Source organism: Seonamhaeicola sp. S2-3 (genome assembly GCF_001971785.1).
GTDB lineage: Bacteria > Bacteroidota > Bacteroidia > Flavobacteriales > Flavobacteriaceae > Seonamhaeicola.
Map to the genome: position 1 here is coordinate 3,558,254 of NZ_CP019389.1, position 15,284 is coordinate 3,573,537.

A 15,284-nucleotide genomic window follows, 5' to 3' on the forward strand; every position below is an offset into this window, starting at 1 on the left:
AAATTTTAATCTTATTTAAGACAAAAAGGTCTTAATACCTAATTACTTAAAGTGTATAATTAAGCCTTCATTATCTTAAAGCTATAACAAACTGTTTAAGACATAAAAGAAAAACATGAGTAAGGTATAGCTTTATTATAAGCTTATTATTACTATGAAATGTAGTATTAAATCAAAACTTAAATAAAACCTCAAATGACACGAAACATACAACAGTTGGAAGACATAAAGCTTTTGGTAGATGCCTTTCATGCTAAAATAGAAAAAGATGATTTATTAAGATCTATTTTCAAGAATAATTCTAAAGAAGAAAGAACTAAACAGGTAAAAAAAATGTATCATTTTTGGCAATCAATATTACTAGATACTAACTATGGCTATGTATGTCCTTTTCATGATAACTTTACAATGGAAAGACAATATTTTGTTCGTTGGATTGAGTTATTCTACAAGACTTTAGATGAGAACTTTGAAGGTGAACTTGTTAACGAAGCCAAGTGGATAGCCGCCAAACTAGCACAAAACAAAACATTTCATAATAGAAATGTTGAAGAAGCACTTTATAGTTTCTGAGGTTAATTAACTGAATTTATTCAGGTTATACTTAAACACAACACCATTTTTAAAGGAGAGAAACTACGGATAGAGAAAATAATTAATAACCACCTCGTTTGCTTTAAAAGACAATTTCCCAACACTACATAAAAAACACTTGCTCTATAACAATAAAAATGTGGAAAAGGAACAACAATTAAAAAAAATAAAACCCTTACATAAATGAAAAATTCAAAAATGATTTCAACAAACCATTCAGGGCACAAAAGTAAATTACCTAAACTTTATAATAATTTAGTAACAGAATTTTCAAAAAAAAAGTGGGGATATGAAACCGTAGCACTTTTAGGACAAAGCTGTTTAGGAGGTGTAGCAGTTATGGTAACTCTTCAAAATTGTAATTTCAAAACAATTAGATTAATAGAGCTTTTCCTTATAACCGTATTTTGTATGAGCTTTAATGCTGCTGTATTAATAGATTTAGATTCAAAACCCGCATTTAACATACTCATTGCAAGTGTTTTTGTTTGCCTCTGTATTATTGCTATTAATTTGATTTAATCTTTTATTAATTAACTATATAAAAACGATTGTGTAAAACCCTGTAATATATTACACAAAATTAGTACTGAAACTATAATCAATTCTCTAAAAAATAAATGAATTAATACATTTACGCTATAAAAAACAAAAGATATAGACCTCTAAGGTTATTTTTTATTATACTTATCATAAATAAAATAAATATAAAATGCTTAAACACAAATCCATAAAGTCAAAACCTATTAAAGTTAAATTCGATGAAATGGAGAAAGTACTACATACTCTTTTTTTGAAGCATCATTTTTCAGATAAAAAAGCCAAAACACTTGCTAAAGTGTATACAGAAAATACTTTAGACGGAATTAATTCTCATGGAATTAATAGAGTAAAGCATTTTATTAAATATGTAGAAAAAGGTATCATTAACGTAAAAGCTGAAGCCGAAAAGTCAGAATCCTTCGGTTGTATTGAACGATGGGATGGTCATTTTGGTGCTGGAATAATTAACGCAACAAAATGTATGGAGCGGGCAATAACCCTTTCAAAAGAACATGGAATTGGATTGGTTGCACTTCGCAATACAAACCATTGGATGCGCGGAGGAACCTATGGATGGCAAGCGGCTAATAGCGGATGTATATCTATTGCTTTCACTAATACCCAACCTAATATGCCTCCTTGGGGAGGAAAAGAAAGCAGATTAGGAAATAATCCTCTTGTTATATCCATTCCCAGAAAAGAAGGTCACGTAGTTTTAGATATGGCAATGTCTCAGTTTGCTTTTGGAAAAATTAATAGCTACAAATTAAAGGGAGAAAAATTACCATTCCCTGGTGGTTGGGATGCTAATGATAAGCTTTCTAATGATCCTGAAAAAATTTTAGATAATGAAAGAGGCTTACCTATTGGTTACTGGAAAGGATCTGCTCTATCCATGACATTAGATATGTTAGCAACATTATTATCAGTAGGAAATTCCACCTATGAAATTGGAAAAAACAAATATGAAACAGGAGTTTCCCAAATATTTATAAGTATTTTCCCTAAATTATTCCATGACACAAATCTTCAAGAAAAACTACTCAATGAAATTATCCAATACAGCCATGATGTGGAACCTATGGAAACTGGTAAACGCACATATTACCCAGGAGAAAAAACTTTAGAATTAAGAAATAAACATCTTAAAGAAGGTATTCCCGTAGATAAGGAAATCTGGCAAGATATATTAAACATATCTTTTGAAAAAACAAGATTTTCTTCCCCCCTTTTTAAGCTTAAATTATTAAATCAACAATCATATCAATTAACCGTTTATTTAATAGCATGTTATAATTTTTGTTTTAATTAATTTTACTGTAAACCCAGATGATGCGTGGGATCGATTCTAAACACTAAGTAAAATGAGATGTTGTAAATTGCTTTATTCACTAACACTTATTTTAAACTAATGTGTTCATCGGTCGCTGCGCTCGGTCAGTTCTTTAAATTTATGAGGCATCCACAAACCAAGTCTTACTGAAATAACGTTAATCCGTTGTGAAACTGACGTAGGAAGTTCACGAACACTTAAAACAATAATTAAATCCGTGAGTAATTGCTTTATTCACTGATTCTATTTTAAACTAATGTGTTCATCGGTCGCTGCGCTCAGTCAGTTCTTTAAATTTATGTATGATTCACAGGTTCATTATCAAAAAAGCATTTAGCGGAAACGTACAGTTTATTATAAAAAGCAAATCAGGTAAGTTAATTGAGCACTTATCAGCATTTGCAAATGAAAAGGAGGTGTTATTAAGGTCGGGCTCGAAATTTAAGATAATAGAAATAATAAGAACAGATGGACATTATAAAATCAAGCTTGAAGAAATTTAAAATCTTTCTCCTGTGCTTTCAATCTGCATGCGCTGTGCAAATTGACGAGAATTGTTTTTTAACTTCTCTTGGATGTGCAAAGGAAGCTTTAATAAATCTTCTTGATATAGCTTGGAAACCTTTTCGAGGTATTCAAAATATTGGTCCAATTTACCTTTTAATGAAGAGCCATCCTTATCAGCATAAGGATTATTTTTTTGCATGGTTTCTTGGTTCCAGTTCAAGAATTCAATTTCCTTTCCTGAAACAACGTTGCCCTTAGAATCTAAATATGGATTTTTACTTAAATCAGTCATAATTACAAAGATACAAAATCATAGAACATTGAATTTAATAGAGTTAGCAAATTATTATATCGAAAACCATAATCTGGAAACATCACCAGAAGCTATTTTTATTGAGTTTGAATTTATAATGCCATGTCATACAGAATTTGAAAAACACTTAAAACAAAACGGTTTAAACGAAAAGCTTGAAAAAATGAAAAGAAATACATATAGATTTATCTGAAATGATATTTGCTTCAGAACGAACTGTGCGTGAAGACATACTATCTTAGGAAACTACTGCATACGCAAGCCTAAAATCTTTTTAACACGTCATTGACCGTTGTGAATTGCTTTATTCACCAATCCTATTTTAAACTAATGTGTTCATCGGTCGCTGCGCTCGGTCAGTTCTTTAAATTTATGGATGATTCACAGGGATGTCTTGTAAAAAATTGATGCAGTTCTTGTTGTGAATTGCTTTCAGTTCTTTAAATTTATGGATGATTCACAGGATAATCATCTAAAATAGTCTAAATCCGAGTGTTGTGAATTGCTTTCAGTTCTTTAAATTTATGGATGATTCACAGGGGTTCGATTGCAAAGCCTTGTATCTATTTCGTTGTGAATTGCTTTCAGTTCTTTAAATTTATGGATGATTCACAGGCACCGCTTGTAATATTACCGTTTAACGCTGTTGTGAATTGCTTTCAGTTCTTTAAATTTATGGATGATTCACAGGCACAGGCTTTTTAACGCGCACCCCAAAAGGTTGTGAATTGCTTTCAGTTCTTTAAATTTATGGATGATTCACAGGTTTAAGGTCGTCCATCTTTGCAACACCCTCGTTGTGAATTGCTTTCAGTTCTTTAAATTTATGGATGATTCACAGGCTAACGATTTTATCAACCTGCTCCTGGCTTGTTGTGAATTGCTTTCAGTTCTTTAAATTTATGGATGATTCACAGGCTAACGATTTTATCAACCTGCTCCTGGCTTGTTGTGAATTGCTTTCAGTTCTTTAAATTTATGGATGATTCACAGGGTTAGCAGTAAGTTAAACAACCTACCAATCGTTGTGAATTGCTTTCAGTTCTTTAAATTTATGGATGATTCACAGGAGATGAAAACAACACTACAATAGCAACTTGGTTGTGAATTGCTTTCAGTTCTTTAAATTTATGGATGATTCACAGGAAGTTACTTTAATCAAATGCTGCTTAGTGAGTTGTGAATTGCTTTCAGTTCTTTAAATTTATGGATGATTCACAGGAATTGGGTTTTTGGAATTAAAGGTGTGCCTGTTGTGAATTGCTTTCAGTTCTTTAAATTTATGGATGATTCACAGGCAATCTCTTTTAAACCTGCTTTTTTGATGTGTTGTGAATTGCTTTCAGTTCTTTAAATTTATGGATGATTCACAGGTTAAAAACAGATAGTTTATTAGTGGAACTTGTTGTGAATTGCTTTCAGTTCTTTAAATTTATGGATGATTCACAGGAAATAATAAAAGGCGATGGGTACTCTATTGGTTGTGAATTGCTTTCAGTTCTTTAAATTTATGGATGATTCACAGGCTATATTGAGATATGCGATTTACAAATTAGTTGTGAATTGCTTTCAGTTCTTTAAATTTATGGATGATTCACAGGGTAGTTTCTTTTATCGTTAAATGTAGCCCTGTTGTGAATTGCTTTCAGTTCTTTAAATTTATGGATGATTCACAGGCTTTATTTTGTGCATTTATATATCTATTATGTTGTGAATTGCTTTCAGTTCTTTAAATTTATGGATGATTCACAGGGGGTTATGACCAAGATACAGACCCTAATATGTTGTGAATTGCTTTCAGTTCTTTAAATTTATGGATGATTCACAGGTAATATTCAGTAAAATAGCCGTAATTATTAGTTGTGAATTGCTTTCAGTTCTTTAAATTTATGGATGATTCACAGGTCTAATTTTGCCGGTACAGAAGTAACGGCAGTTGTGAATTGCTTTCAGTTCTTTAAATTTATGGATGATTCACAGGTTGTATATAAGTGCTTTATAGCAACGGTATGTTGTGAATTGCTTTCAGTTCTTTAAATTTATGGATGATTCACAGGCCCCAATAAAATTTTGAAGGCTCACCTATTGTTGTGAATTGCTTTCAGTTCTTTAAATTTATGGATGATTCACAGGTAAACTTATCAGCTCCTAGCGGTGCTGGTAGTTGTGAATTGCTTTCAGTTCTTTAAATTTATGGATGATTCACAGGTTTGCTTTCAGCGCAAAGGCTTTTACGTCCGTTGTGAATTGCTTTCAGTTCTTTAAATTTATGGATGATTCACAGGAAATGTTTATGTAGGTGTTAAGTATGTACTGTTGTGAATTGCTTTCAGTTCTTTAAATTTATGGATGATTCACAGGAGAGTAATTAGTCTTTTAAGTTTGATTAATGTTGTGAATTGCTTTCAGTTCTTTAAATTTATGGATGATTCACAGGTCCGACTTTTATACATTTAGATTTTGATATGTTGTGAATTGCTTTCAGTTCTTTAAATTTATGGATGATTCACAGGAGGAATGATTAAATGTGCATGCAATGAAAAGTTGTGAATTGCTTTCAGTTCTTTAAATTTATGGATGATTCACAGGTAAGGTATCATTTTCATTTTTACCACATACGTTGTGAATTGCTTTCAGTTCTTTAAATTTATGGATGATTCACAGGCTTGCTAGGTATTGGAGGGAATTATCTCAAGTTGTGAATTGCTTTCAGTTCTTTAAATTTATGGATGATTCACAGGGAACAGTAGAAGTGGATGACATTGAATATGGTTGTGAATTGCTTTCAGTTCTTTAAATTTATGGATGATTCACAGGATATAAATTAAAAATTACTTACTTATCTATGTTGTGAATTGCTTTCAGTTCTTTAAATTTATGGATGATTCACAGGTGCGCCCAATGTGAAAAGTATAAAAGCAAGTTGTGAATTGCTTTCAGTTCTTTAAATTTATGGATGATTCACAGGTTTGTTTAAGTTGTTCAACAATTCGCCCAAGTTGTGAATTGCTTTCAGTTCTTTAAATTTATGGATGATTCACAGGCGGCCAATTAAAGTTAATAGAATCTGTAGTGTTGTGAATTGCTTTCAGTTCTTTAAATTTATGGATGATTCACAGGAAAGAAATTAGATAAATCAAAAATTAAACAGTTGTGAATTGCTTTCAGTTCTTTAAATTTATGGATGATTCACAGGACTATAATGTATTTATCATTTTCTTTATCAGTTGTGAATTGCTTTCAGTTCTTTAAATTTATGGATGATTCACAGGTTTAGAAATTAATATCAATCAAACTCCAGAGTTGTGAATTGCTTTCAGTTCTTTAAATTTATGGATGATTCACAGGTACATTGAATATTAATGGAAATAACACCAGTTGTGAATTGCTTTCAGTTCTTTAAATTTATGGATGATTCACAGGAGTAGTTATTTGTTCTTCTTTTGGTTTGTAGTTGTGAATTGCTTTCAGTTCTTTAAATTTATGGATGATTCACAGGGGGTGGTGATACAAACCCAGACTTAGAAGAGTTGTGAATTGCTTTCAGTTCTTTAAATTTATGGATGATTCACAGGTGCAACAGTAAACAGATTAATTGTTTTTCCGTTGTGAATTGCTTTCAGTTCTTTAAATTTATGGATGATTCACAGGAAACTTCCATGAGCTGTAGGTAATCAATGTGTTGTGAATTGCTTTCAGTTCTTTAAATTTATGGATGATTCACAGGTTTTATAATACAATGTGTTATTGTTTTTGGTTGTGAATTGCTTTCAGTTCTTTAAATTTATGGATGATTCACAGGTGAACCCAGAAATAAAAGCACAATTAGATGGTTGTGAATTGCTTTCAGTTCTTTAAATTTATGGATGATTCACAGGCTAGGGCTTAGGTTATTATTAGATATGTATGTTGTGAATTGCTTTCAGTTCTTTAAATTTATGGATGATTCACAGGGCACTACTCCTAGTGTTATTATTACAGTTCGTTGTGAATTGCTTTCAGTTCTTTAAATTTATGGATGATTCACAGGAGACCAAACCGATTTGCAAGCAGCTTTAGAGTTGTGAATTGCTTTCAGTTCTTTAAATTTATGGATGATTCACAGGTGTACCTGCAGTGTTTAAACAGCGTTGGAGGTTGTGAATTGCTTTCAGTTCTTTAAATTTATGGATGATTCACAGGAAAGAGCGAATTTGCTATTTTTAAAGGCTAGTTGTGAATTGCTTTCAGTTCTTTAAATTTATGGATGATTCACAGGTTTCGATAAAAAAGAAAATGGTGTTGTATTGTTGTGAATTGCTTTCAGTTCTTTAAATTTATGGATGATTCACAGGATACTTGCCGTAATAGGCTGGTATCCTGTTTTTTAACTGCATTGTTAGATTTTACTTTTTTAATGCCTAGTAAAACGTTATTTAAGCTTAACGCTTGCTTTTTTATTTCTAGTTAGGGTTTTGATTGGGGCTTTGGTGGGACTTCGACAGGACTTCGACAGGACTTCGACAGGACTTCGACAGGCTCAGTCTGACTGGCTCTGTCTGACAAAAAGCAAAACACTAAAGGTTTGAATAGGCTCAGTCTGATTAAAGGCAATACTTCGACAGGCTCAGTCTGACTGGCTCGGTCTTAATGACTCTGTTCTAAAGGATTAATCTATCTGGAGTTTGAAGGGCCTTTAAATAATATATATTCCTTTTAGTTTTGTTTTTTTAAAACATTTATTATTCCGTTTTTTAAATAAATATTTCTTTAATATTCTTTTCAAAATGGCCTTTGTATTTTTTGTGTGCTTTAATAGGGTTACCATAGGATATCCATAGGGTATCTATAGGGTATCTATAGGAGTGAATAGTGAGTAGTGAATGGTTCTGGAGATGAAATGTAAGGGGGTTGATGGGGACTTCGACAGGACTTCGACAGGACTTCGACAGGCTCAGTCTGACTGGCTCAGTCTGACAAAAAGCAAAACACTAGAAGGTTTGAATAGGCTCAGTCTGACAGGATTTCGACAAGCTCAGTCTGACAGGATTTCGACAGGCTCAGTCTGACAGGTTCAATCTAGGTAGGCTTAGTATGACAATTGATAAGGCTCTGGAAGATTTTGACAGACTCAATAGAACTCTTAGAAAAGCTCTAATTGTTGGTTGGGTGTTTCGGGTTCTACTTCTTTTTTACCGTGAAACAGTTCCATCATACCAAATTGTTTATCGGTAATCTGCATGATACAGACCTTGCCTTTTTTGGGCAATGCGTTTTTAGTGCGCTTAATATGTACTGCGGCATTTTCCCTACTAGGGCAAAATCGCATATAAATGCTAAACTGAAACATATTGAATCCGTCATCCAACAAGCGTTTCCTAAAGCGCGATGCAACCTTGCGCTCGGTGACCGTTTCTGTTGGTAAATCGAAAAACACCAAAACCCACATCGTTCTATATTGATTTAATCGAGTAAGATAGGTTTCCATTTTTTGTTTTCATATTATACTCCTTCTCCCCTTTTATAAAGTTATGAATTCTGGGTACAGTATTTTTCTACGGCTGCCTTCAAAACATTCAAACAGGCTTGCCGTGGTGCGGCTCATGGCATTCATCAAGGGGCTTTGCTTACCGTCTATTACCACATCCATGGCTGGAATCATTAAGAGGTCTGATTTAATGTTTTTGTTCAGTTCTTCAATCTGGCAACCAGTTTCTACAATATCGTACACCACAGCATCTACAAAAGGGCGATAAGGTTCCATAACATCATCGGCTAAACAAAAGGCGTTGTATTTATTGCTATGGAAAATGCCTACCGAAGGTAACAAGCCACTGCTTACCAAGGCTCTGGCCGTTACCGCCCTTAATATGGCATAGCCATAATTGAGCAAATTGTTGGGTGCTATACCCTTTTGGTTTCTACTAAAGCCTTCGATATCAAACAGGTTTTGAAAGTAAAAGGCTGCTGCCAAGGCTTCTTGATTGCCCAAATCGCCACTGGTAACCGCATTGGCATAACGTTTTAGCCTAAGGGCATTTTTGCCCCTGGCTAAAAAGTGGTTGGCTTGGTTATGAATTTTGGCTATAACAGTTTGTTGCCACAATTGTTTTTTTAATGGCACACTGGCGTTTAATTGATACCGCATCCGCTCGGTCTGCTCACTATGCCCTACCAAAGGCTGCAAAAAGCCGTTGGGCAAATGTTGTCTGTCGCAAGTTATCACAGCCGTTTTATTGTATAACAGTTTCATAAGCAAGCCATTGGTTACTGTAATTTGCGGATGCTCCAGCACCACATAGCCCAAATCTTCTATGGGGATAGTAGCTTCGGGCTTATCATCCTCCGGAAAATTTACCACCAACTGCTCGTTACGCGTACTTAAATAGGCTGGATTGCCGAAAAATAAGGTGCGTTTGATCATGAGTTAGGCTTTTGATATGTTTCCTAATCGGTCAACTTTGAGTTTCCAGCAATATTTTTTTACTTGTGTCTTACCATCAATCATATTTTGATTTTTATTTTGTTGACTACCAAGACCAAATTCATTTTGTATAAGGTCTTTTTCAGATATATTAATTTTATTTTCAATTTTTAATTCATTATAAATTTCTTTATTTTTTTTACCATGAAATCTCCAAATTGGTTTTGAAACACTATATGGTACAAAATTAGCTATCTCTTCACCTCCATCAACATATTTATAAATTCTATCTAATTGTTCTGTGGATAGATTTTGAAAATCAACTTTAGTTGAATTTTCTATTTCTTCAGGTGTTGGGATATAAACTAAATCCAATGGAGAAAGTGTAAATATTCTTTGAAATTCATTTTTCTTTTTATCATAAATTTTGTTTGGTAATGGATGTAAACGATTGGATGAATCTTGTTTCAATGTTTCTATTAAATCGATTAAACCAATATCTTTAAATTTTCTTTCTCTCACTTTATTTCCATTATCATCTTGATAAACTCTTTCATAAAACCCTAAATAAAGATTAGATCCAGCTGCTGTAACTACAAATTGTTTTGATTTTACAGATAACGCATCTTCACTTATAGTTCGTTCTTTCCCAAAACCTTGGAATGTTTGAACTTTATATATTGGTTTATGGTCTTTACCTTTATTAAGTTTTTTAAGATTATTAGGTTCATTCATTTTTTCAATGGCTTCAGGTGTAAATGCCATTTCTGGATGCTCATCAATTTCGTATCTGTTTTTGCCATTTTCTAATTTTTCATCTCTAAAATCACGGTGGGAAACTTTTTCTATAAACACATTAAGTATTGAATAGTTTGTTTTTTGGTATTTAAATTTATTCTCTTTTAAATATTCTATTAAATCCTCTATTGAATTAAAATCATTTGTTGTATCACTTACTATTGCCTCTAATTCATGTTTTTCGATAGCTGCATCCAAATATTTATATTTAACAGCTTCTTCAAATGGAAGTTTAACAGTATCAAATTGCATTAGATGATTATTAAGTATTTGCTGAATACCTCTATCTGTAATTTTTTTAATTTTTGCTCGGTTAAATTTTTCATTCAACCATTCTCTTTCTACTCTTAATTCTTGATTATTAACTATACGTTTACCATAAATTGTTTCTTTACTCATTTGTCTACGTATAGCCCAATTAGTTTTTTGACCGAGATTGGTATTTTGAACAGCAAACTTATTTTTATTTGGAGTATTATTGTACCTATTAATAGATTTATTAATTACTCTAAGGTTTTGTTTGAAAGTAACAACAGTATATTGTAAAGCTGTTAAAATCATTTTTTTATAATCTTGACCAAAAGAATCAAAACTTTTGTATAAATACGTCATCTCTACAACTGTATCTCTACGAGAATTTTTTACATCTCCTTTTTCCCTATATTCACCTGGTAACATGAAAAACCAATTTCTTTCATTCTGTTCAGTATCTTTTTTGGTAAACATTATTTTTCTCTTTAATGTTTGACGATATTTTTCAATTTGTTTCTGTTTACCATAGTTATCTGATGAAGAATTTGCGTTGATATTATTTATATAATTCACGTGATCTTCTGTACACAAAGCTACTATTAATGCATCTAAAGCGTGATGTCTATGATCTATACGCTTAATATCATAGGATTCATCTTTTTCTCTAATACTTTTATCTAAATTACAATCAAAATATTGATGACCAGATTTTGAGATTTGCCATCTTCCAAAAAGACAAGATTTATCTTCTTTAGAGTCATCACTAAATAACTCAGGTTGAATAAGTTTATTTAAACGCATATAACGTGGTGCTACTAATTCAGTCCAAACTTGGTCTAATTTCCATGCTCGTTTCAATTCTGTTGTTATTTTTCCTGTAACTGGCAAAACATTTTTGGAGCGGAATTCAATTTCCCCCTTTTCTCTTACTATATGACTTAGCAGCTCCATTGCTTTGCGAGCAATATGCCTAACATTATTTAATTGACTATTAGTAAATTCTTTTGGAATATCCTTAGAAAGAAGGATAAAACGTTTTGTCCCAGAAAATTGAGTATTTATAACATTTACATATTCTTCTTCAGAACAAACAGGTATTCCTAGATACGATTGTCCATTTCTCGCTTGAATAAAAGCCCTAGCGGTTTGGTTGCTTTTTAATTTATTTAACTCAACCTCAACAACAACTTTATTACTTAAAGAATTATTAGTGACTAAAGCTTGTGGAAAAATATGGTCAATATTGTATTTATTACCATTAAATAAATCAGTTAACTTTATTATCTGCCCCGAATATAGAGAACGATACCCTTGCTCTATCCATAGTTTATATTTTTCAAAATCTTCCTTAGTAATATGTGCTTTTTTAAGAATATCTTCAATATTTTTTTTGGTAATATTTCCATTTTTTAATTTTTCATTCTCTTCAAAGAACTTTTTATCAAAATTATTTCTTGTTACAGCAGCATCTTCTACAATTTTTAAGCGCTCAAAATGGTCTTTATTATTTGGAATAGCATTATAAGGGGTAATTGCTAAAAACTCTTCTAAAACTTGTCGAATTCGTTTGTTTTGACTACGATTACCAGACATTTGTTTTGAATAGGAATCCTTATTTTTTGCTGACATTTTCAGCTCTCTTCCTACTTCAAGATGTATTCTTGAAAAGAAATTTTGTTTTCCTCTACCATAATAATCCCAAACATCGGCTACCACTTGCATCATTTCTAAAAGCACTTTCTCCGCTATTGGATTATTTAGTGAATGTTGTTTTAATTCTTGATGAAGTTGTTTTCTAATATCATCAGGAGAAACCCAATATTTTGCTTTAGCAAGTTCTGAATGTCGTCCATAAACCAAATAAGATGCTTGAGTTAAGTTTAACCTTTTAAAATCTTCTTTATTTTTAAATTCTTTAAAAGCATTAAACAATCCTTTTGGAAATGGTAATTCTCCGTTTTGAACATCTACACTTGTATCAACAACTTTTGAAAAATCAATTTCTTTTGAAGAAAAATCTAATAGATTTAATTTTTGAAGTATTTTTTCTATTCGGTTTAAAAGACTTTCTTTCCATTTTATATACCATTGTTCTTTCTCCCATTTATCTTTTCCTAGTGGTTCGCTTAGCCGTATTAGTGGCAAAAGTTTTTTTAAAGCCTTTTCGGAATAAGCACTATACTTCGAATCAAATTTAGGGTAGTTTACAAAATCATTAATAATTTTTTCTTTTACAGCTTCATCAATATCATAACCTTTAAAAAAATTATTAAAAAATGTTTTTAAACTTTTATGATTGTTGGAAATTCTTTCTTTATAATTGACAGAATACAAATAATGCCAAAGCTCAAGCTCTTTTGATTGAGTTAAAAAACTTAAATATTCACTAAAACCACATCTTTTAAAACGCGTAGCAAAACTCACTCTTGTTTCATTCCCTTTTATTTCATCATCTTCTGGAAACTTCCAAACAAAATTTCCTAGTTTTTTATTATATGGAAGATTGAAATTATCTTTACAAAATCTTAGGAGTTGTTCTTGACTTAATGATTTCTGATTATTTAATTTTTTAAATAGCTTTTGATAATCTTCTTCACTTTTGATGTAAGTTTTAGTAACATCTACATTTGTTACTTTTTTACCTGTTGTTTCATCAATTTTTTCAACTTCTATAAGCTTTAAATTATGTAATTTATCCCATATTCTAAATTCTTGAAAATATGGATGTGATGCTGAAACAACTTTATTATAAATGGGTTCTTTTCGTACTTTTATTTCCCCTGTTTCTTTATCTATTTCTTCAATCGGTTTACCCTCTTTATTTTCAATAGTTTTCCAATATTTTATTTCATATTTACAATTTGAAATTTCAGATTTCTTACTTTTTAAAGGACGTTGGTATAATAAAATATCTTCAACTAATAAATGTTGAATAGCATTTTTATTTTTCAATAAGGTCTCTTGGTGTTTTTTATTTTTAGGGTATAGTGATTTCACACATTGTTCGAAAACCTTTTTGTCTTGCAAGTTTTTATAAAATTGTTTTTGTGTTGCAATAATTTGATTAAGTTCTTCTCGGTAAAAATCCCTATCCACCACTTGGAACATCCCTCCAATGATTTTGGTATGTTTACCTGTTTTAGCATCACTTTTTAGTACGCTATATATTTTAGGCGAAATAAACTTATTAGCACTATTATCTTTATTTTTATACCCTTGTGATATATTAAATTTAAGGGCTTCTTTTTCTGTTTTCTTTTTTAGCAATGTCCAATCGGATGAATTATCACTAAAATCTGGCTCTCTAAGTAATCTTTCTTTTCCTCTTATTTCTTTATTTTTCCCTTTATAATCATAAACGGTTTCTACTATGTAATCATAAGGTTTATTAAGAGCATTTTGATATTTATAAGTGAATTTGTTAACAGGAGGCTTTTCTTCTACCCAACCGTTTTCATAATTTAAAGTGTATTTATGTTTATTATTTTCTTTCTCATATTTTACATCTTGTATTTTTAATTCATAAATGTCAACAATTTTAAATTCTGTTTTTTTATTATCTACATTTCCTTCCTCATCAATTTTAGATGTTTTTACAACTTCTTTTAAGTCTCCTTTATAGGTCATTTGTTGATTTGAGCGCTCACAATAAATGAAGTTATCATTCCCTTCAAGATGTACTTCATAATATTGTCTTTCATTCTTATCTTTTTTTGGAATAACATCTTTTACTCTTAAATCTAATTCTTCAACAATTTCTCCTTCTTTTATAGATTTATCTTCAACTTCTGTTTTTTCATAACCCCTTTTTTGATTGTAGCTCAGAAGTACCCATGCCAATTCTTCTAAACTAATTTTTTTGGAAAGTGCTTTTTGCCTTAGATAATATAAAGTCCAATCATAAGGAATACGCTTGCCTTTTTCATCTTTAACATATTCTTTCCCAATATCATCAAGCATTTCTTTGTACGAACCCTTAAATAAAAATTCAGCTTTTTTACCTTTAGTTTTTGGTAAATATGCAATTTTTGGTTCTGCATATTTTTTGAAATGACCGCTTTTCTGTCCTTTTAAATTTGTAAAATCAATATCAAGACTATAATGCTTTGGAAGTGCGTCTAATAAATTAAGTACTAAATGAAGCCTATCTCTTCTAAGTAAATACCTTTCATTTAGTCTTCTTACCCCTCTCTTTTCAGTCCGTTGTGCTGCTGTACTGTTAATTTTTCCTTTACTTTCAAAATCTTTAACCTCATTAGCCTCCATTGGTATAATTCTAGAACCAAGTCCTAAAATTTTCACCAAATTGTTTTCATGATTGATTTCCACCAAAGCCCACCCAATAGAGTTGGTTCCTAGATCTAGTCCTAAAACTGTTTTCATTTGTTATATGTTTTGTTGGTAAAATTTATCTAATATTTCTTTAATCTTGTTACGGAAAACCGCATTTGAAATCCTTAAATTTTTATTTATCTTTACACCACTGAAAGCAATTCACAATAAGGATTATTCCGTTGTGAAAACATTTAAAGCGGCATAGA

8 protein-coding genes and 2 CRISPR repeat arrays are annotated in these 15,284 nt (G+C 31.3%); of the genes, 4 read left to right on the forward strand and 4 right to left on the reverse strand.

The genetic code is table 11. The features are described from left to right. Positions 1-195: 195 nt before the first annotated feature. The 4 genes from BWZ22_RS15610 (at position 196) to BWZ22_RS17110 (ending at position 2,973) form a co-directional block, all read left to right on the forward strand. Positions 196-573: a truncated hemoglobin gene (locus BWZ22_RS15610; protein ID WP_076701776.1), complete on the forward strand. Its 378-nt coding sequence runs from the start codon at positions 196-198 to the stop codon at positions 571-573. Positions 574-777: 204 nt separating this feature from the next. Next, entirely contained in the window at positions 778-1,116 is a 339-nt protein-coding gene (locus BWZ22_RS15615; RefSeq protein ID WP_076701779.1) for a hypothetical protein, read from the forward strand. A 244-nt stretch (positions 1,117-1,360) separates the two neighbouring features. Then, a complete protein-coding gene (gene yiaK, locus BWZ22_RS15620; protein ID WP_198027630.1) occupies positions 1,361-2,449 on the forward strand; it encodes a 3-dehydro-L-gulonate 2-dehydrogenase in 1,089 nt (362 codons plus the stop codon). 323 nt (positions 2,450-2,772) lie between these two features. Next, positions 2,773-2,973, forward strand: coding sequence for an ADP-ribosyltransferase domain-containing protein (locus BWZ22_RS17110; protein ID WP_076701784.1), 201 nt, complete (start codon positions 2,773-2,775; stop codon positions 2,971-2,973). Here BWZ22_RS17110 and BWZ22_RS15630 read toward each other — a convergent pair. The 4 genes from BWZ22_RS15630 to cas9 all read right to left on the reverse strand — a co-directional run bounded on the left by BWZ22_RS15630 (position 2,970) and on the right by cas9 (position 15,126). Continuing rightward, entirely contained in the window at positions 2,970-3,269 is a 300-nt protein-coding gene (locus BWZ22_RS15630; protein WP_076701785.1) for a hypothetical protein, read from the reverse strand. The genes BWZ22_RS17110 and BWZ22_RS15630 overlap by 4 nt on opposite strands. A 439-nt stretch (positions 3,270-3,708) precedes the next feature. Continuing rightward, positions 3,709-6,486: a CRISPR direct-repeat array (repeat unit 46 nt; unit sequence GTTGTGAATTGCTTTCAGTTCTTTAAATTTATGGATGATTCACAGG). 636 nt (positions 6,487-7,122) lie between these two features. After that, positions 7,123-7,624: a CRISPR direct-repeat array (repeat unit 46 nt; unit sequence GTTGTGAATTGCTTTCAGTTCTTTAAATTTATGGATGATTCACAGG). A gap of 788 nt (positions 7,625-8,412) precedes the next feature. Further along, the gene (gene cas2 / locus BWZ22_RS15640) at positions 8,413-8,757 is read right to left on the reverse strand and encodes a CRISPR-associated endonuclease Cas2 (RefSeq protein WP_076701789.1); all 345 of its coding nucleotides are present in this window, start codon (positions 8,755-8,757) and stop codon (positions 8,413-8,415) included. 33 nt (positions 8,758-8,790) lie between these two features. Next, a complete protein-coding gene (cas1, locus tag BWZ22_RS15645) occupies positions 8,791-9,693 on the reverse strand; it encodes a type II CRISPR-associated endonuclease Cas1 (protein WP_076701792.1) in 903 nt (300 codons plus the stop codon). A gap of 3 nt (positions 9,694-9,696) precedes the next feature. After that, positions 9,697-15,126, reverse strand: a complete 5,430-nt coding sequence (cas9, locus tag BWZ22_RS15650; protein ID WP_076701793.1) for a type II CRISPR RNA-guided endonuclease Cas9 — start codon at positions 15,124-15,126, stop codon at positions 9,697-9,699. Between the last annotated feature and the right edge of the window lie 158 nt (positions 15,127-15,284).

What these genes read in the sequence shown, in the direction of transcription:
- BWZ22_RS15610 (WP_076701776.1), top strand. Translation starts at nt 196, where the DNA reads ATGACACGAAACATACAACAGTTGGAAGACATAAAGCTTTTGGTAGAT.
- BWZ22_RS15615 (WP_076701779.1), top strand. Translation starts at nt 778, where the DNA reads ATGAAAAATTCAAAAATGATTTCAACAAACCATTCAGGGCACAAAAGT.
- yiaK (WP_198027630.1), top strand. Translation starts at nt 1,361, where the DNA reads ATGGAGAAAGTACTACATACTCTTTTTTTGAAGCATCATTTTTCAGAT.
- BWZ22_RS17110 (WP_076701784.1), top strand. Translation starts at nt 2,773, where the DNA reads ATGATTCACAGGTTCATTATCAAAAAAGCATTTAGCGGAAACGTACAG.
- BWZ22_RS15630 (WP_076701785.1), bottom strand. Translation starts at nt 3,269, where the DNA reads ATGACTGATTTAAGTAAAAATCCATATTTAGATTCTAAGGGCAACGTT.
- cas2 (WP_076701789.1), bottom strand. Translation starts at nt 8,757, where the DNA reads ATGGAAACCTATCTTACTCGATTAAATCAATATAGAACGATGTGGGTT.
- cas1 (WP_076701792.1), bottom strand. Translation starts at nt 9,693, where the DNA reads ATGATCAAACGCACCTTATTTTTCGGCAATCCAGCCTATTTAAGTACG.
- cas9 (WP_076701793.1), bottom strand. Translation starts at nt 15,126, where the DNA reads ATGAAAACAGTTTTAGGACTAGATCTAGGAACCAACTCTATTGGGTGG.